This is a genomic window from Streptococcus anginosus (assembly GCF_900636475.1).
GTDB classification, from domain to species: Bacteria; Bacillota; Bacilli; order Lactobacillales; family Streptococcaceae; genus Streptococcus; species Streptococcus anginosus.
The window spans coordinates 406,279-425,198 of record NZ_LR134283.1 but is presented as its reverse complement, the minus strand read 5'-3'; the positions used below and the strand labels follow the sequence as shown (position 1 = coordinate 425,198).

The 18,920-nt window shown below is 38.5% G+C and carries 20 protein-coding genes and 1 pseudogene; 4 read left to right on the top strand and 17 right to left on the bottom strand.

Going from position 1 to position 18,920, the window contains the following annotated elements; genetic code table 11:
* Positions 1-8: 8 nt before the first annotated feature.
* The 4 genes from EL079_RS02100 to EL079_RS02085 all read left to right on the top strand — a co-directional run bounded on the left by EL079_RS02100 (position 9) and on the right by EL079_RS02085 (position 3,014).
* Positions 9-1,124, top strand: a complete 1,116-nt coding sequence (locus tag EL079_RS02100) for a cysteine desulfurase family protein (RefSeq protein ID WP_003032538.1) — start codon at positions 9-11, stop codon at positions 1,122-1,124.
* 5 nt (positions 1,125-1,129) lie between these two features.
* Positions 1,130-1,477, top strand: a complete 348-nt coding sequence (locus EL079_RS02095) for a DUF1831 domain-containing protein (protein ID WP_003029329.1) — start codon at positions 1,130-1,132, stop codon at positions 1,475-1,477.
* Positions 1,478-1,649: 172 nt separating this feature from the next.
* Complete coding sequence (locus EL079_RS02090) at positions 1,650-2,294, top strand: redox-sensing transcriptional repressor Rex (RefSeq protein WP_003032500.1); 645 nt, start codon at positions 1,650-1,652, stop codon at positions 2,292-2,294.
* A gap of 27 nt (positions 2,295-2,321) precedes the next feature.
* Complete coding sequence (locus EL079_RS02085) at positions 2,322-3,014, top strand: gamma-glutamyl-gamma-aminobutyrate hydrolase family protein (protein ID WP_003032527.1); 693 nt, start codon at positions 2,322-2,324, stop codon at positions 3,012-3,014.
* On the opposite strand, the gene radC is transcribed toward EL079_RS02085, so the two are convergent.
* The 17 genes and pseudogenes from radC to EL079_RS02005 form a co-directional block, all read right to left on the bottom strand.
* Positions 3,011-3,691 carry a RadC family protein gene (gene radC, locus EL079_RS02080; protein ID WP_003024167.1) on the bottom strand — a complete coding sequence of 227 codons (681 nt, stop codon included), beginning with the start codon at positions 3,689-3,691 and terminating at the stop codon, positions 3,011-3,013. The two genes, EL079_RS02085 and radC, sit on opposite strands and share 4 nt — an antisense overlap.
* Before the next feature lie 86 nt (positions 3,692-3,777).
* On the bottom strand, positions 3,778-4,431 hold the full coding sequence (gene phoU, locus EL079_RS02075) for a phosphate signaling complex protein PhoU (RefSeq protein WP_003032560.1): 654 nt from the start codon (positions 4,429-4,431) through the stop codon (positions 3,778-3,780).
* 163 nt (positions 4,432-4,594) lie between these two features.
* Positions 4,595-5,353 carry a phosphate ABC transporter ATP-binding protein PstB gene (gene pstB / locus EL079_RS02070; protein WP_003032522.1) on the bottom strand — a complete coding sequence of 253 codons (759 nt, stop codon included), beginning with the start codon at positions 5,351-5,353 and terminating at the stop codon, positions 4,595-4,597.
* 42 nt (positions 5,354-5,395) lie between these two features.
* On the bottom strand, positions 5,396-6,199 hold the full coding sequence (pstB, locus tag EL079_RS02065; protein ID WP_003032498.1) for a phosphate ABC transporter ATP-binding protein PstB: 804 nt from the start codon (positions 6,197-6,199) through the stop codon (positions 5,396-5,398).
* 11 nt (positions 6,200-6,210) lie between these two features.
* The gene (gene pstA / locus EL079_RS02060) at positions 6,211-7,095 is read right to left on the bottom strand and encodes a phosphate ABC transporter permease PstA (RefSeq protein WP_003024156.1); all 885 of its coding nucleotides are present in this window, start codon (positions 7,093-7,095) and stop codon (positions 6,211-6,213) included.
* Positions 7,085-7,996 carry a phosphate ABC transporter permease subunit PstC gene (gene pstC / locus EL079_RS02055; RefSeq protein WP_003024154.1) on the bottom strand — a complete coding sequence of 304 codons (912 nt, stop codon included), beginning with the start codon at positions 7,994-7,996 and terminating at the stop codon, positions 7,085-7,087. Before pstC ends, pstA begins: the two co-directional genes overlap by 11 nt.
* A 21-nt stretch (positions 7,997-8,017) precedes the next feature.
* Positions 8,018-8,884 carry a phosphate ABC transporter substrate-binding protein PstS family protein gene (locus tag EL079_RS02050; RefSeq protein WP_003032534.1) on the bottom strand — a complete coding sequence of 289 codons (867 nt, stop codon included), beginning with the start codon at positions 8,882-8,884 and terminating at the stop codon, positions 8,018-8,020.
* A 105-nt stretch (positions 8,885-8,989) separates the two neighbouring features.
* Positions 8,990-10,294, bottom strand: a complete 1,305-nt coding sequence (locus EL079_RS02045; RefSeq protein WP_003032521.1) for an RsmF rRNA methyltransferase first C-terminal domain-containing protein — start codon at positions 10,292-10,294, stop codon at positions 8,990-8,992.
* Positions 10,295-11,068, bottom strand: coding sequence for an inositol monophosphatase family protein (locus tag EL079_RS02040; protein ID WP_003032523.1), 774 nt, complete (start codon positions 11,066-11,068; stop codon positions 10,295-10,297). It abuts the gene before it with no gap.
* Positions 11,052-11,336, bottom strand: a complete 285-nt coding sequence (locus EL079_RS02035; RefSeq protein WP_026248171.1) for a UPF0223 family protein — start codon at positions 11,334-11,336, stop codon at positions 11,052-11,054. The genes EL079_RS02040 and EL079_RS02035 overlap by 17 nt, the downstream gene beginning before the upstream one ends.
* A gap of 1 nt (position 11,337) precedes the next feature.
* Entirely contained in the window at positions 11,338-11,739 is a 402-nt protein-coding gene (locus EL079_RS02030; protein WP_003032553.1) for a Spx/MgsR family RNA polymerase-binding regulatory protein, read from the bottom strand.
* A 121-nt stretch (positions 11,740-11,860) separates the two neighbouring features.
* Positions 11,861-12,793, bottom strand: a complete 933-nt coding sequence (locus EL079_RS02025) for a bifunctional riboflavin kinase/FAD synthetase (protein WP_022524375.1) — start codon at positions 12,791-12,793, stop codon at positions 11,861-11,863.
* 25 nt (positions 12,794-12,818) lie between these two features.
* The gene (gene truB, locus EL079_RS02020; protein ID WP_003032496.1) at positions 12,819-13,697 is read right to left on the bottom strand and encodes a tRNA pseudouridine(55) synthase TruB; all 879 of its coding nucleotides are present in this window, start codon (positions 13,695-13,697) and stop codon (positions 12,819-12,821) included.
* Positions 13,698-13,746: 49 nt separating this feature from the next.
* Positions 13,747-13,888 (bottom strand): annotated as a pseudogene (locus EL079_RS09915) (GNAT family N-acetyltransferase); the annotation flags it as partial.
* Positions 13,889-13,897: 9 nt separating this feature from the next.
* Positions 13,898-15,172 carry a DUF2130 domain-containing protein gene (locus EL079_RS02015; protein WP_003032529.1) on the bottom strand — a complete coding sequence of 425 codons (1,275 nt, stop codon included), beginning with the start codon at positions 15,170-15,172 and terminating at the stop codon, positions 13,898-13,900.
* Positions 15,173-15,294: 122 nt separating this feature from the next.
* Positions 15,295-17,034 (bottom strand): ABC transporter ATP-binding protein, encoded by a 1,740-nt coding sequence (locus EL079_RS02010; RefSeq protein WP_003032526.1) that lies wholly within the window; start codon positions 17,032-17,034, stop codon positions 15,295-15,297.
* Positions 17,027-18,796: an ABC transporter ATP-binding protein gene (locus tag EL079_RS02005; RefSeq protein WP_018543520.1), complete on the bottom strand. Its 1,770-nt coding sequence runs from the start codon at positions 18,794-18,796 to the stop codon at positions 17,027-17,029. Before EL079_RS02005 ends, EL079_RS02010 begins: the two co-directional genes overlap by 8 nt.
* Between the last annotated feature and the right edge of the window lie 124 nt (positions 18,797-18,920).

Genomic DNA, 18,920 nt, shown 5'->3' with positions numbered 1-18,920 from the left:
GAGAAATCTTGATTTATTTCGATAATGCAGCAACAACTCCCATGTCAAAAGCTGCTATTACTGCTATGACACAGGTTATGGAAAATACCTTTGGCAATCCATCTAGCATTCATAGCCACGGAAGAGCTGCTAGTAAAATTCTTCGCAAAGCCCGACAAGAGCTTGCTGAACTGCTTCATACTAATAGTCAACATGTCATCTTTACATCTGGTGGGACAGAAAGTAACAATACAGCCATAAAAGGATATGCCTTAGTCCATCAAGATCAAGGAAAACACATTATTACAACTGCTATTGAGCATCATTCGGTTCTTGAAACGATTGAATATCTGGTGGATAAATTTGGCTTTGAAGCGACTTATATCCAACCTAAAAATGGAGAGATTACGGCTCAACAGATAAAAGAAGCCCTTCGAGAAGATACAATACTTGTCTCAACCATGTATGCCAATAATGAAACAGGCTATATGCTTCCAGTCAAAGAAATTGCTGACGTTGTGAAACATCATCCCGCTGCTTATCATGTGGATGCTGTGCAAGTTATAGGCAAATTACCTGTCTATCCTGACGAGCTAGGAATTGACTTTATGAGTGCATCGGCTCATAAATTTCATGGTCCAAAAGGCATCGGCTTCTTGTACTTCAATCATGTAAAATTTGACAAATTTTTACATGGTGGAGATCAAGAGGATAAAAGACGTGCAGGAACTGAGAATTTAGCGGCTATTGCCGGTATGGTTGCGGCTCTAAAAGAGAGCCTCAATTGCTACCAAGAAAACATAGAACATGTTGAAAGTTTGAAACAGCAACTTCTCTCTGAACTTGACGGAATCCATTACTATATAAATAATGATTCACACACACTTCCCTATGTCGTAAATCTTGGCTTTCCAAAGCAGGCTAACGATTTATTGCTCATGCGTTTAGACTTATCTGGAATTTCTATCTCAACTGGCTCTGCTTGTACAGCAGGAGCTATCGAACCCAGTCATGTGCTTAAAGCTTTTTATGGTAGCGACTCAGAACGCTTAAGGGAATCTATTCGCATTAGTTTCTCGGAGCAAAATACTTCAGAAGAAGTTCGACAATTTACTACAACATTAAAAGAAATTTTAGGAGGATAAAATAGATGGCTTTTCAGACCACTATTCACTTAAAAGACTGCCCCTACAGTTACTCTCTTGGAGAAAATGTAAAAAAATTTACTTTGCGTGATAACACATTTGCCGAAACAAAAGTCGGAAATTACGAATTAACACGCTTATTAGAAAATGTTCCCAATAGTGGAGACGGCTTTTTGTTGAAAATCATTATCAATAAAGACCTTTCAGGTGTGAAAATCAATATCACAGACAAATCTGGCCTTCGGTTAGTGAATATTTTTAAATCAGAAGACAATCACATCATTCAAGAAAAGTTTTATTTCTTAATGGATAGCTTGGTAGAACGTGGTATTTTCACTAAACAAGAACAATAAACAAATAGCTTAAAAACTCATTTTTAAATCATCAGTAAAACAATAAAGAGTAGGAAACAAGCCAAAAATCTTTGATTTTCTTGATTTTGTCCTACTCCTTTTCTATTTTTATCAAATAAGTTGATTTTTTCACAAACTTTCTATAAAATAGTCTTTGAAAGGATGTGATTTTGTGAAATCTGAAAATAATACAACCATTCCACGCGCAACTGCTAAAAGGCTCTCTCTGTATTATCGGATTTTCAAACGATTTAATTCCGAAAAAATCGAAAAAGCCAATTCAAAACAAATCGCAGATGCGATCGGGATTGATTCTGCAACTGTCCGTCGAGATTTTTCTTATTTTGGCGAATTAGGTCGTCGTGGATATGGTTACGATGTAAAAAAACTCATGAATTTTTTTGCTGACTTACTTCATGACAATTCCATTACCAATGTGATGTTAGTTGGTATCGGTAACATGGGACATGCTTTGCTCCACTACCGTTTCCACGAACGGAACAAAATGAAGATTGTTATGGCATTTGATACAGATGATCATCCTGAAGTTGGGACTACTACAAATGACGGGATTCCTATTTATGGCATTTCACAAATCAATAACAAATTAAAAGGTGTGGATGTTAAAACAGCTATTTTAACAGTTCCTAGTGCAAAAGCGCAAGAAGTTGCAACTGTTCTTGTGGAGGCTGGTGTAAAAGGTATTCTCAGTTTTTCTCCTGTTCACTTAACCGTTCCAAAAGATGTTGTTGTTCAATATGTTGATTTGACAAGTGAGCTACAAACACTCCTTTATTTTATGAAAAAAGAGCATTAAGTAATTAGAAAGAGCAGACATTTATTTATGAAGAGACCTATTATCGGCATTACTGGAAATGAAAGACCAAACCCTGAAGATGAATTTGCCATCATGAGTTATGCTGCTAAGGGATTTGTAGAGGGCGTAAAAGAAGTTGGTGGAACTCCTATCATATTGCCGATTGGAGATGCAGATATGGCACGGCGCTACATCCAGATGATTGACAAACTTATCCTAACGGGTGGACAAAATGTATCACCACAATTCTATGGCGAAGAAAAAACAATTGACAGTGATGATTACTATTTGGAACGTGATTTGTTTGAATTAGCCTTAATCCATGAAGCTATCCAGCAACAAAAACCAATTTTTACCGTTTGCCGCGGTACGCAATTGTTTAATGTTGCAATGGGCGGAACTCTTTATCAAGATATTGAGCACCATTGGCAAGACAGTTCTGCTGAATATACTACTCAAAAACTAGTCACTAAATCCGGTTCTGTTTTGGAAAAAATTTACGGCGAAGTATCTCATATCAACTCTTTCCATCATCAGAGTATCAAAGATTTAGCAGAAAATGTCGAAGTCATTGCCCGTGATCCGAAAGACAACACCATTGAAGCCATTACAACAACTGATGAAATCGCTTATCTGGGAGTCCAGTGGCATCCAGAATTCTTATTTGAAACACGTCCTAAAGATCGAATGCTGTTTGACTATGTTGTCAATAGACTTTAAATCAAGTCTGTTTCTTCGCGATAACTATAATAATCTTTCTCTGCGACGATGAGATGATCCAGTAAGATGAAGCCCATTAGCTCACACGCTTCTTTTACATGTTTGGTCACTTCATCGTCATTTTTGCTTGGCAGTACAGCTCCTGATGGATGATTGTGCACCAAAATAATGGATGTCGCCATGTGTTTCACAGCATAATGCAGAATTTCTCGTGGTTCTGCAATACTGCGTGACACACTACCAATAAAAATCGTCTGCTGATGAATGATTTTGTTTTGAGTATTCAAATATAAAGCTACAAGGTGTTCCTGCTTCTTATGCCCCAATTCCTGTTGCATTTTTTTCGCTAACTTTTGACTACCTAAAATTTGCTCTTGCGTAATCAATTCTGCCTTACTGACTCGCTGGCCTAATTCAATCATAGCTTGTAATTCAATAGCCTTGATACGACCAATTCCAGAGATTGATTGCAATTCTTGTAGCGTCATATTGCGCAAATCATTCAAACTAGAAATAGTTGATAAAATTCGTTGAGAAACTTGAAAAACAGTTTCTTTTTTATTTCCTGTGCGGATAAGAATGGATAACAATTCTTGATTGCTCAATTGTTCTGCACCTTCTGCAACTAAACGTTCCCTTGGCAACAAAGAATCTTCCTGAAATGAAATACTATACATAAAAAACCTCCTCATATTCTTATTCGGAAAAAGAAGAGGAAAATAAAAAATCTGAGAAATGATTCTCAAATTTTTTAAGTTAGTATCTACATTTCAACAATTTTACCTGTTTCAAAGTAAACAACCCATTCACAGATATTTTTGGCGTAATCACCAATACGTTCTAAGTACGAAATAACTTGGAAGTAATCACGACCTGTAACAATCAAATCTGGATTTGCCTTAATTTCTTGTGTAGCTAAATCGCGAATATCATCAAAATACTGATTGATTTTCTCATCCATAGTTGCTATTTCGTAAGCCTTGTCCACATCGCCATTGAGGTAAAGATCAAGTGCTGCTTCCACAAAATTTTTGACATCGCGTCCCATTTTGCTGATTTCTTCCTCAACAGACTGGATGCGAACTTCTCCTTTCATGCGGATCGTCGCTTGTGCAATGGAAACGGCATGATCCCCCATCCTTTCCACATCACTACTTGCCTTCAAAACTGTAATAACGGTTCGTAAGTCTTGTGAAACTGGCTGCTGCAAAGCAATGATTTCCAGAGATTTTTTCTCCAATTTTACTTCATATTCATTCACTTCTGCGTCTTCTTCAATTACTTCTTTTGCTAATTCGCGGTCGTGGGTCACAAATGCGCGAACTGTGCGATTAATCTGTGACAAAACTTCATTTCCCATTGCATAAAATTGGTTATGGAGTTTTGCTAAGTCTTCTTCAAATTGTACTCTAAGCATAAATTTTCCTTTCCTAAGATCTAAAGAATTTTATACGAAAATCCATCTTTTTACATAATTCTTGTCTACAAGCATATGTGCATTTATATATAAATATATAGAGAAACAGCAGTCTCCAAAACATTGAAGATAGCCACAATATTGTAGTGAGTAATTACAATCTCTATCCAAACTTGCCTGTGATATAATCTTCCGTTTCCTTATGAATCGGACTGAGGAACATCTCTTTCGTGGCATTAAACTCAATCAAATCGCCATTTAGGAAGAAAGCTGTCTTGTCCGAAATACGACTAGCCTGTTGCATTGAGCGGGTCACGAGTAACATTGTATATTGAGCTTTCAGCCCATGAAGTGTTTCTTCAATTTTTCCTGCAGAAATAGGATCAAGTGCTGATGTTGGCTCATCTAAAAGGATGATTTTCGGACTTGTCGCCAAAACACGAGCCACACAGACACGTTGCTGCTGACCACCGGACAAGCCAATCGCTGAATCATTCAAACGATCTTTCACTTCATCCCAAATGGATGCCCCTTTTAATGATGTTTCAACTACTTCATCTAGTATCTCTTTGTCTTTAACGCCATTGATTCGCAAACCGTAAATAACATTTTCATAAATCGTCATTGGAAATGGATTGGGCTGTTGAAAGACCATTCCAATTTCTTTGCGAAGCTCCACCGTATCTGTCCGTGGACTGTAGATATTCTGCCCATTATAAATCACAGTACCTGTCGTTGTCACCTCGGGATTTAAATCACCCATGCGATTAATTGCTTTTAAGAGGGTTGATTTTCCCGACCCAGAAGGACCAATCAAAGCTGTAATCTCATGAGGCAATACATCCAACGATACACTATTAAGAGCTTTCTTTTTGTTATAATAAACCGACAAGTCCTTGATTTGTAAAATAGGTTCTGTCATTTTGATAATCCTTTAATAAATTCTAATTAAGCAGCAATTTTCTTAGCCAAAATGACCAGAAACATAGTCATTTGTAGACTGTAACTTAGCATTTTGGAAAATATTGGCTGTTTCATCATATTCGATTAAATCACCAAGATAGAAGAAACCAGTATAATCGCTCGCACGCGCCGCTTGCTGCATGCTGTGGGTCACGATGATAATCGTATAGTTCTTCTTCAATTCTAACATCGTTTCTTCTAACTGTGCTGTTGCGATTGGATCAAGTGCAGAAGCAGGTTCATCCATTAGAAGTATTTCTGGCTTCACGGAAATGGCTCTGGCAATGCAGAGACGTTGCTGCTGACCGCCTGATAACATCAAAGCAGATTTATGAAGGTCATCCTTTACTTGTTCCCACAGAGCCGCTTGTTTTAGAGATGTTTCTACAATTTCATCTAAGATCTTCTTATCCTTAACACCGGCACGTTCATGCGCAAAGGTGATGTTGCGGTAAACAGATTTGGCAAAAGGATTTGGTCTTTGAAAGACCATTCCGATATGTTTCCGCATTTCATAGACATTGATATCTGGACGGTTAATATCAATTCCTTCATACCAGATCTCACCAGTAACCTTAGCAATGTCAATCGTATCATTCATCCGATTCAAGCTGCGAAGATAGGTTGACTTACCAGAACCTGAAGGCCCGATAAGAGCTGTAATCTTATTTTTCTTAAACTGCATATCAACCCCTTTAATGGATTCGTTTTTACCATAGTAAACATGCAAATTCTTCGTTGATAAAACAACCTCTTTCTCAGGAAAAGTAACGATATGTTTTTCATTCCAGTTATATTCTGTCATTTCTTCTCCTTTTAGGCAGATGTTAATTTCTTATGCAGGTAACTTCCGAGCTTACGAGCTCCAAGGTTAAAGATTAAAATAAAGATAAGAAGTACTGCTGCTGATCCAGCTGACACTTCTACTGCATCAGGAATCGTTCCTTCACTATTGACTTTCCAAATGTGAACAGCCAAAGTTTCAGCCTGACGGAAAACAGAAATTGGGCTAGTTACACTGAAAATATTCCAATTTGACCAGTCAAGTGCTGGGGCAGACTGACCTGCTGTATAGATAAGCGCAGCGGCTTCCCCAAAAATACGCCCAGAAGCTAGGACAATCCCCGTCACAATACTTGGTAACGCTTCTGGAACGACGACATGGACAATCGTTTCCCAGCGAGAGATGCCAAGTGCAAGCCCAGCTTCGCGCTGTGTATGATGCACATGCTGTAAGCTATCTTCGACACTACGTGTCATTTGTGGCAGATTAAATACAGTCAAAGCCAAAGCACCAGAAATGATTGAAAAACCATATTGAAATTGAATAACAAAAATCAAATATCCAAAGAGACCCACAACAACAGAGGGCAGGGATGATAAAATTTCAATACAGGTTCTGACAAAATCTGTTACCGGACCTTTTTTTGCATACTCAGATAAGTAAATCCCTGCTCCCATTGATAGAGGAATGGAAATAATCAAGGTGATAACTAACAGAAACAATGAATTATAGAGCTGAATTCCAATTCCGCCGCCCGCTTGGTAGGAAGACGATTGTCCCGTCAAGAATTTCCACGAAACATGAGGTAAGCCCCTTACTAAAATGTACAAAATCAAGGAAGCAAGAATAGCAACAATGATTCCTGCAATGGTATAGAGGACGCCTGTTGCTAATTTATCCATCTTTTTAGCGTGCATAGTTCTTCTTACCTCTTTCCTTTGTAATCAATTTAATCACAGTATTGAAGGCTAAACTCATCAAAAGCAGAACCAGAGCAAGCGACCACAAGACATTGTTATTAACGGTTCCCATAACGGTATTTCCAATGCCCATTGTTAAAATAGAGGTCAAGGTTGCAGCAGGTGTTGTCAGAGAAGTTGGGATAACCGCTGAATTTCCGACAACCATTTGAATCGCCAAAGCTTCACCAAAGGCACGAGCCATTCCAAAGACAATAGCCGTAAAAATACCTGAGCGAGCTGCTTTTAGCGTCACACGCCAAATCGTTTGCCAACGAGTCGCTCCCATTGCCATACTAGCTTCTCGATAATGCCGCGGTACAGCACGCAGGCTATCTGTTGTCATAAAGGTCACCGTTGGTAAAATCATGACAAAAAGAACAAAAATTCCTGATAAGATTCCAAAACCTGTTCCACCAAAGATACTGCGAACAAAGGGAACAACTACCTGTAATCCAATAAATCCATACACAACCGATGGAATTCCGACTAGAAGTTCAATAGCTGGTTGTAGAATTTTTGAGCCTTTAGGGGAAACCTCCGTCATAAAAACAGCTGCTCCAATTGCAAATGGTGTTGCCAATAAAGCTGATAGGAGAGTTACGAGGAAAGAGCCCAGAATCATTGGTAAAGCACCGAATTCCTTACCGGATGGATTCCACCTTGTTCCAAAAAGAAAACTGAAGATGTTTACTTTATTAACAAAGAAAGTCGAAAGTCCTTTCTCCGCTACAAATAATAAAATCATTGCAACGACAAAAACAATTAAACTCATGCAAAGAAAAGTAATGGTTTTTCCAAATGTTTCTAAACGAGAGTTTTTTGACTTTGTCAGCATTTTTTTTGCTACTTCGTTCATGTTATTCCTAAATTCTTTCTTTTACTTTGAGCTGATAGTTCCGTCAAGACTACGAGTAACCTTCATATCGTTGATAGGAATGTAACCCATTTTACCAACAATATTATTTTGGACTTCTGCTGTCATCATATACTCTAGAAATTTTTTAGCTAATTTGTTAGGTTCTCCCTTAGTATACATGTGCTCATAAGACCAAATAGGCCAGTTGTTCGTTGTCACATTCTTCTTCGTTGGCTTGTAGCCATTCAAGTTTAAACTTTTCACACTCGTGTCCACATAAGAAAAAGCTAAGTAAGAAATGGCACCTGGAGTCTGTGAAACAATTGTTTTGACCATTCCGTTAGAATCCTGCTCCTGCGCCTGCTTGGCTTCTTTGCCATTCATAATAACACTATCAAAAACTGCTCGACTACCAGAACCAACGGCACGGTTGATGATGGTAATTTCCAAATCTTGACCACCAACTTGCTTCCAATTGGTGTATTCTCCGGTAAAAATTTTACATAGCTGCTCTGTGGTTAAGTTGTTTATCTTAATCCCTTTATTTGCTATGATAGCAGTACCTGCAACAGCGACCTGATGATCAACTAAAGCCTTAGCATTGATACCACTTTTTTCTTCTGCAAATAAATCGCTATTTCCAATATCTACTGCACCGGATTGGACTTGTGATAATCCAGTTCCCGATCCTCCACCTTGCACATTTACAATTTTTTTCGGATTTTCCTCGGTGTATCTATCCACAACTGCTTCAACCAACGGTTGTAGAGCTGTTGAGCCAACTGCTGTTATCGCCTCACCGCGGTTAATCCAGGAAGAACAGGCTGAAAGACCAATGCTGCAAATCACGAGAGTGACTGCCCAAAGTATTTTTTTGTGTTTAATCACATGAAACTCCTTTTCAGATGTGAAAGCATTTTCATTCTAAGATTTCCCTAATCTTTTCACATCTAATCTCACTATAGCATATCTTTAGACATTTGGAAAGATTTTTTATTGAAATCTCAGGCCTTTTGGAAAATAATTTTTCAGAATATTTCCAGTCACTTTTGCAAACCCTAAACCATTACCTTGGACAACAACTTGATACCAACCATTTGCAGTGTTCTGATGGAGATTGACTGTCTCCCCAGCAACGTACTTTTTAAACTGCTCTTCATCAATTTCAATTATGTGCTTTACTTCACTTGGTTTTAAAGTCAGTCCCAAAGCAAAACTCGGTTCAAATCGTTTTTTCTTAAAAACACCTAGGTGCAAACCATTTCTGGCAATTTTAAGTTTCGATAGATCTGGAAGACCTGGTGGCAATAGATATAAATGTTCACCAAAAGTCTGTAACTCTCCAGTTAGCTCTATGGCAAGATGTTCTCTTTGAAACTCTTTCCACAACATCTTCTGCTCCGATGTCAAACAGCTTTTTCTTGTCTTTGTCTTTTTAGCTGACTGCTCACCACAAAAACGAAATTTTGCAACAAATTGCCCTTCCCCTTTGAAATGGTGAGGATACATGCGTGCTGTTTCCGAAAACTGAATACCAGCCACCATGCCATTGATTTTTGGAATTTCAACTAATTCAAGTGGATAATTTTCTAACAGCCAGTCAACTATTTTTTCATTTTCTTCTGGTGCCCAAGTACAAGTGGAGTAAATCAACTCACCATTCGTCGCCAACATTTTTATCGTATCTTCCAATATCTCACGTTGAAGCTGTGCACATTGAGCAGGATAAGATTCACTCCAATACTCCATTGCCTCTGGCTGCTTTCTAAACATTCCTTCACCAGAGCAAGGTGCATCTAAGACAATCAAATCAAAATAACCTTGAAAAACTTGGCTTAACCTATCAGCAGATTCATTTATCACCACAACATTTCTCGCTCCAAATCGCTCAATATTTTCTACTAACACTTTAGATCGTTTTGGATTGATTTCATTGGAAACAAGAAGGCCTGTGTTGTTCAAGTATGACAATAGATGAGTGGATTTTCCACCCGGCGCTGCTGCCAAATCAAGTACTTTCATATTCTGTTGTGGCGCTGCAGCTTGGGCAACCATTTGTGCAGCAGGTTCTTGTGAATAGACTAATCCTGTGACATGCTCTATTGATTTTCCAGAAACTTTTCCATAATAACCCCAGTTCGTATTTGGAATAGGATTTGGAAAAGTTTTTTGCTGCTCTTTTAATGGATTGACCCGAAAAGCGGAAACTGGCTCCTCATCGAAAGTTAGAAAAAAAGAGGGAGCCTCCTCTCCCAAAAGATTGTTGTACTTTTCTTCAAATCCTTTTGGAAAATTCATCTAATCCTCTCGCTTTCGATATATGTATTTTTTAATTTCGTCCAATTTCATAGTTGGAATCATCATAATCCCCTGACGGCTTTTAAAATCAGGTTGCTCACCAGCAAATGTCAAAGTAGTATAGCCCAACTTATCGCCCATAATGGAAGCAGCAGCATAATCCCAAGGCCAAATATAGGAAATATAGGTCAACAGTTGACCTGACAAAACCTTACTAAAGCTGATTGCAGCACTTCCGTACACTCGAACTCCTAAAGTTTCTTTCGCCAAATCCGCAATTCCCCAATCATTGCGCTCAAAAATCCCAGCATTTGATGCCATTAAAAATTGATTTAAAGGGCGATCTTGGTAAGGAGGCAATTTCTGCTCATTGCAATAGACATCAAATTGACCACCGCCGTGATACAACTTATCTCCTATCACATCATAAATGATACCAAATTGACCAATTCCATTTTCAAAATAAGCCAGAACAACAGCAAAATCTGCTTTTTGTGCTACAAAGTTATTCGTGCCGTCAATAGGATCAATGACCCAAACATTGCCATCTGAAATAGAATGTCGTAAGCCATTTTCCTCAGCTAAAATGTGATCTGCAGGATAAGCTTCTAAAATCCAGGTTACTAAATTATCTTGAACTTCTTTGTCCATTTGAGTTACCAAATCAGTCGGACTGGACTTGGTCTCAATTTGCAACTGATCATTCAAATGCTCTTTGATATAAGAAGCCGCATTCAGTACAATTTGCTTGGCAAAATTAAATTTCTTTTCCAAGAGAAAACGTTCCTTTCTCCTTTAGTTTTGCAGCTTGAACAACTCGATAGAGAGAATAGCCACTAACTGCTTCAAACTCACGTCCGATACGCTTTTCTTCAGCCTTGCTTGGAACAATTTTTTTGAATTGTTCATAAGATGCCAATATCTTTTCTGCTGCTATTTTCGCTTCATAAGCCTGCTCAACATCATTCAAAAAAGAAAGCACTGAAGCAAGCTCTTCAGTGCTCCACGACATGTCTAGTGGGTAACGATAATTTTTATTCATATTATTCAATCTCAGCTCTCAAAGTTGCATCGCGCAATTCTTGTTTACGATAACCACGAGGCAAAAACGCACGGATTTCGTCTTCGTTAAATCCAATTTGCATTCGCTTGTCTTCCAGAATAATCGGGCGACGTAAAAGACTTGGATTTTCCTCAATTAGACGAAGCAATTCGGAAATTGATAAACTTTCAATATCTAAATTTAATTTTTGAAAAATTTTTGAACGAGTTGAAATAATGTCATCTGTCCCATTCTCCGTCAGAGAAAGGATATGTTGCAATTCTGGTGCAGACAGTGGGCTAGTCATGATATTGTGCTCCTCAAAAGGAACTTCATGATTGGATAGCCATGCACGCGCCTTGCGACAACTTGTACAACTCGGTGATAAAAATAGTGTAACCATGCATTTCTCTTCTTATTATTTGTAACTGTTATCATTATACTAAATTTTATGTAAGATTACTAGGTATTTTTACAAATTTTCTCCTATTTTTTTAGGAAAAATAAGAAGCTTAATACATGATTTAGTGGTTATCATTTTCAGGAATCCAATATCTTGCGATTTCCTCATCTGCTTGCAATTGTTTGACTAGTTCGTCCACATTGTCGAATTTTACCATATCTCGAATTTTATCCAACCAAAAAATACGAATAGTATCACCGTAAATATCTTGTGAAAACTCAAAAATATTGGCTTCAAAACGAAGTTCATCTCCTTCAAAAGTGACATTTTTGCCGACGCTAGCCATCCCGCGATACATCTTTCCATCGTGTTCCACATCAACCACATAGACACCATCGGCTGGTAAAATAACCCGATCTAGCGGAGCAAGATTTGCTGTTGGATAGCCAATCGTTCGCCCTCTTGCATTGCCATGAACGACAATTCCTCTAGTGGATAACGAATAGCCTAACAATTGATTGCTTTCGGCGACATTTCCTGCTAGTACTGTTTCTCGAATGCGAGTTGAACTAACTTTTTCTCCATTGAAATTTACAGAAGGAACTACGATAACTTGTCCGTCAAATAGTTTCTCCAAATCTTCTGCATTGCCTCGATCTGAACCAAAATGGTAATCAAATCCCGCAATGACAACTTTTGCTTTCAAACGCGAGACGTATTTTGTAAAAAATTGTTCAGCCGTATTACGAGCAAACTGGCTGGTGAAATCAATCAAATAAAGGTAGTCTACACCAAGATTTTCCATTTGCTGCAAGCGATCTTCTGGACTAGTCAAATGAAGCATTAAAGAAGGCTGGTAGCGTACAAAGGCCAATTTGGGAGATTCTGGAAATGTCAGCACTGCAATCTTCAAATGCTTTTCTGCTGCCATTTTTCTCGCTTCAGCAAACAAAGCTTGATGTCCTTTATGTAACCCGTCAAAATACCCTAGCACTAATACTGTGTGTTCAATTTGCTGAATGTCTTTTTCATTTTTAATTCTAATCGTTTTCATCATTTATCTATTTTATCACAAAATTTTAAAGAAATACTTTTCTAGGTTTATATTCTTTGTCGCGCTTTTCTAAAATGGCTTGTAATTTCTCTTGATAAAAGCCAGCCACCTGTTCTGCCTTGGTATCTATATGAATAAAGCGTCCAAATCGCACTTCTTCAACCTGCTCTTCCGTAAGGTTTACCTTAGGTAAATCTCCTATGCCAAATTCAATGGGCTGCAAAAATGAAAAGTCTCCTTTATTCACCTTCTCATCAATTTCTGCTAAAGTCAAAGCTTCTTCCAAAGCCATGCCAGCTGCAGAAGTGCGAGTCAGTTGAGACATGTGGGAAGCATATCCTAATTTCGCTCCTAAATCAACTGCCAACGTTCGCACATAAGTCCCCTTGCTGCATTTAACTCGAAAAGGAAAACGTGCCAAGTCACTTTCATAGACAATAGCTCCTGTCCGCTCAAAGTTGTAAATTATCACCTGACGCTTCGGTCGCTCTACTGTCTCTCCAGATCGAGCATACTTATAGAGTTTTCGCCCATTGACCTTGACAGCCGAGTACATAGGCGGCACTTGAGTCTGTTCTCCAACCATACTGGCAATGACTTGATCCACTAATTTTTCATCCAACATTTCCGTCACAGGACTGAAAGCCACCTGTTCTCCACTGGCATCCTCTGTCGTTGTCGAAAAACCTAAAGTAACTTCTCCCTCATAGATTTTGCCTTCATCCTGCATAAATTCTACTAATCGCGTTGCCTTTCCGACTGCAATGGGCAAGACACCCACCACATCTGGGTCCAAAGTACCACCATGACCGATTTTTTTAGTTCCTAAAATTTTGCGCAGCTTAAATACCGCATCATGCGAGGTCATCCCCGCTTCCTTTTTTAAATTAATAATTCCGTTCATTGATTCCTTATTCTGCTAAAAATTCTATTAGTAGTTGATTAAATTTTTTATTTCTTTCAGCCCCACAAGAGCCGTAATGAAGCTGTATTCAAATATCTAGTCAGACTAGAAGCAGTCGTCGGATAGCCTAAATCTTCATAGAGGGGGAGCAAGGCTTCTATGTCTTTCAAGATTGCTTGTCGTATCTGCATCGTTTCCTCCTAGTCGTTCTTCAACGCCTCAAACTTAGCTTTCATAGTTGGATTTTTGCGGGTCAGTTTCTTAACGGAGACGTCATCCAGTTTATTGTTGGCGAGGCGCAGTTGATTGTCTGATGTCTGAAGTGCCTGTTTGACTGCTTCCATTCGCTTAATGGCTTTGTCAATTTCTTCGATTGCCTTATTGAAATTCTTAGAAGCTGAATTATAATTTTTAGCAAAGGCTACTTTAAAGGTTTCTAAATCATCTTCAAAGTGGGTAATGTCAATATTTTGCTCCCGAACCAGAGCCAGCTCCTGCTTGTATTTAAGAGAATTGAGCGCAGCATTTCGTAAAAGCCCAATGAGCTGGATAAAAAATTGAGGACGAACCACATACATTTTTTCATACTCATGGCTAACATCAACAATGCCAGTGTTGAAATAATCATTATCTGCTTCTAGCATGCTTACCAATACAGCATACTCGCATTTCTTTTCCCTGCGGTCCTTATCCAATTCTTTGTAAAAATCAGCGTTTTTATGCTTCTTCTCCGTACCGTCCGCTTCATTTTTCATTTCAAACATGATAGAAATGATTTCTACTCCGTTTTCATCACACTCACGGAAAATGAAATCCCCTTTGGATCCTCGTGCAGAAACCTGATTATCCTTCTCAAAGTAAGCATTTGGAAAGGCAAAACTGCGAACCTTGTTAAATTCGCTTTCAGCGTAGTGTTCTAAGCTCTCTCCAATCGCCTTAGTAGACTGTTGTGCTTTAAAGTTCTTGTAAAATTCTACTTGCTCATTGGCCGTCTTAAGTTGTGCTTCATAATTTTGTTTAACAGATGCAAGGGATAATTCATTTTCTTTCTCTTGCAACAAAAGCTGGTTTTGGATTTGGTCGCGTTCTTTTTCAATATTTGTCAGCGAAGCTTGCAGTTCATTTTGGTGTTCCAGTCGAAGACGGTCTAGTTGGGCTTGTAGCTCTACCAATTCTTTTTCTTTATCCGATAGTTTTCCAGACAAAGCCTGCTCTGTATTCTTTTTGATTAGCTCTTTTTGGGATTCAAAATTGGAAATAGTCGCCTTGAGTTCCTGGATTTCAGATTCTTTCTGACTTAAGACCTGCTGTTGCTCATTCTGTGCTTTTTGTTTTTCTAAAGCTAACGCCTGCTCAATTCGAGCATGGATTTCCTTGTCAAATTCTGTCGTCCGCACCTGAGCCAGAAGCTCGCTGTACTGACTTTCGTTGACTGTAAAGACTTCCCCGCAGTTGGGACATTTGATTTCGTTCATGGATACCTCTTCATTGATCGTTCTTTATAACATCTTATTATACCATTTCTTATGGTTATTTTAAATCAACAGCTTAAATATAAAAAGACCGTTGCATATTTGAACAACGATCTTTTTTTAAATTAAGTCTCTATCCGCCAACTGGCAGCACTGCGTCTTTCCTGAATAAATCTACTGTACAAGCCTTTTTTGGCAAGCAGCTCTCGGTGTTTTCCTTGCTCAACAATGCGTCCTTTATCAAGAACAACAATTTGATCGGCACGTTCTACCGTTTTTAGTCGATGAGCAATCATAATAATAGTCTTATCCTTTGTCAAAGAATGAATAGCCTGCATGAGTGCTTCTTCATTTTCAGGGTCGACATTAGCTGTTGCTTCGTCCAAAATGATAATTGGAGCGTCCTTGATAATGGCACGAGCAATGGAAATCCGCTGCCGTTCTCCACCAGAGAGACTGGCTCCGCCTTCACCAATCTTAGTCTGATACCCCTCTGGCAAAGACAGGATAAAGTCATGACAAGCAGCCTTTTTCGCAGCAGCGACAACTTCTTCATGACTGGCATCTGGCTTTCCAAATTTAATGTTATTTTCAATGGTACCTTCAAACAGATAGACCGTTTGAAAAACAAAACTGAAATTACGAATAAGGCTGTCATAGCTGTATTCTTTTACATCATGACCATCTAAGCTGATGCTGCCATTTTCTATATCCCAAAAACGAGCAATGAGATTGCAAAGAGTTGTCTTTCCAGAGCCAGAGGGTCCCACAAGAGCTGTCGTCGTCTTTTCTGGAATATCCAACGATACATCATCAATAATTTTCTTACTCTCATAGGAAAAATTGACATGATTCAGCTTGATATTGCTGGTTTTTGACTGCAAATCTTTTCCGCTAATATCCATTGGTTTAATCGACAAAACTTTATTGACCATATCAACTGACAAATCAACAATTCGAAGAAGAGAAGAAAAGCTACCAACTCCATCCAGACTTTCATAAATCATGAAAGCACTGATGAGCATCATGATACAAATCAAAAGGTTCATACTGCCTTTTAGGTAAAAGTAAATAGAGAACGCTCCCATAATCGTTCCAGTCAGCTTGGTAATTATCCCTTGCAGGGCGATATAAGGCGAGGTAACCCAAGTCAACTTTGTATCTAAATGCCTTTTATTCTCAATAGCATGCGATAGCTTTTTAGCAGATGATTGAACAATATTATAGTTCTTTACTTCCGCAATCCCTTGACTGTATTCCAGTACAATTGCTACCAAATCTGTATCAGCTTGTTGTTTAGCTTCTGATACATTCCCAGCTTGCCAACGCATCAATCCATTTGGCAAGAGAAACAGTATCAATCCTGCCAACAAGATTAAACCAATTCGCCAATCGTAGATAAATACAAAAACCGTAATAGTTCCTGCCGTTAGGAATCCTTCCAACGTCATCATAACAACCCGAGTAGCAACATCTGCTAGACTTTCAAGTGTATTGGTTGTAACGCTGGTAATTTGTCCCAGACTATTTTGATTAAAATACCCCATTGGCAGGTAGCGCATGTGTTCAGCAATTTCAATCCGCTTATGAGTACATGTATGATAGCCCGCTTCTGTCTGCAACATCGTAACTTTCAGGCTAATCAAAATATTAAGAATAACAGACAAGAGCATCATTCCAAGAGAGAGCCCTACAGTCTGCATAGAAACATCATTGTTAATGATAGCCATAACAACCAACCCAATAGCTGGAATCCGAAAAGCAACGATAAAGGCTTTTAAAACCCCTAAACAAACAGAAGTATAGAATTTTTTACGATCTTCTTCCGTACAAAAATCAAAGAATTTTTTCAATGTACTAAGCATCTGCCAATCCTCCTTCCGTCATTTTATCGCTATCTTTTACTGCTATATGAGCTTGCCACATAGAAGCATAAAGCGGACAAGTCTTCTGCAAATCTGCATGTTTTCCTTTTGCCTCAATACGTCCGTCATTAACTACGACAATCTGATCTGCACTTGCAATCGTTGAAAGACGGTGAGCAATGACCAGAAGCGTACGACCTTCTATCAAACGAGCTAAACTAGACTGAATGAGAGCTTCATTTTCAGGATCGGTATAAGCCGTTGCCTCATCCAAAATAATGACTGGTGCGTTTTTCAGCATAGCTCGTGCAATTGCAATCCGTTGTCGTTCTCCACCAGATAAATGATTACCACCAGTTCCAACACGGGTCTCAAAACCATTTTCTAAATTACTAATAAAATCATAGCAGCCGCACTTGCGAGCAATGTCAATCACGTCTTCGTCTGAAGCAGCGGAATTACCCATACGAATATTTTCCATAATCGTTTCATCAAAAAGGTAATTATCCTGTGTGACATAAGCAATCTGACGACTGTAATAATCAAGAGGTAGGTTTCGAAGATCTACGCCACCAAAGGTAATACTACCAGAATTGACATCCCAGAAAGAAGCTATAAGTTTAGCAATCGTAGATTTCCCTGAGCCAGAAGGGCCGACAAGAGCAGTTACTGTATCAGGCTCAATCGTTAAGGAAATACTATGCAATACTTCTTCCTTATCTGAATAACCAAAGCTAACATCTGTCATTTGAAGTTCTGTTCCTTTTGGAATGTCCGTTAATTCTGTCGGACGAGGCAAATCAGGTTTTTCCAAAATAGCAATCACTTCACCAAAGATTGTCGCAATTTTCCGTAAATCATCCATATAGGAAGCCACTAAAATAAACGGCGTCAAAAGGCTAAGAGACAGAATGATTAGTAAAATAAAGTTACTAGCTGTTAGGCTACCTTGAAGGTAAAAGAGAGTTCCAAAAGGGAGTAAGAAAAGCAAACCAGACGGCAAGAAAGCTGTAACAATGCCCATTTCAACTACGCATTTACGCATCCATTCAATAAAGCAATCAGCTCCTTCTTTGGCAGCCCTGACAAATTTATCGTAAGAAAATTTCTCTTTTCCAAAAACCTTGATGACTTCAATCCCATTGATGTATTCTACTGCTGTATCATTGAGTTTCTTTGTTTTCTCGACTGTATTTTCAAAATCACCTTCGCTCTTGCGTAGCATATTCCCATAAGCTAAGATAACAATCGGGATTGTCAGAAGCGAAAGCATGGTTAGGCGCCAATCAATCACTAACATGGCAATTAAGATAATAAAGGGACCAAATAGCCCAGATGTAAACTCAGGAATTAAGTGTGCCAAAGTTACTTCTGTGGCATCCACTCGCTCAACAATGATATTTTTGTAAGTTCCAGAAGATTGATTTAAAACCGTTCCCAGAGGCAATTTTGCCAATTTCTCTGTCAGATGATAGCGCATTTCTGCTAAAATCTTAAAAGTTGCTGTGTGAGATAAGAGCGTCGAAACCCCATGAAAACCCCAATGCGCAATCCATGCCAGTCCTATCCAAATGGACTGAAGGACATAAAAATTCCAATCTCGATTGCCTTGTAAGAGCTGATTGATGATATTTCCTACAAAAAAATAAGGCAAAAATCCGTATAAAACAGATAAAAAGGCAAAAACAAGACTAACAATAAAATAAAATTTATGAAGAGAGACAAATTCCAGTATCCAAGATACAACCGACTTTTTCTTCATACAAATCCCTTCTTTCTCCTAAAAAACGAATAAAGAACCCTAGTCAAACAATTCATGATATGCTGACACTGCTGTTATTTAATTTATACTTATATTATAAATTCTGACAATTCTAATGTCAAAC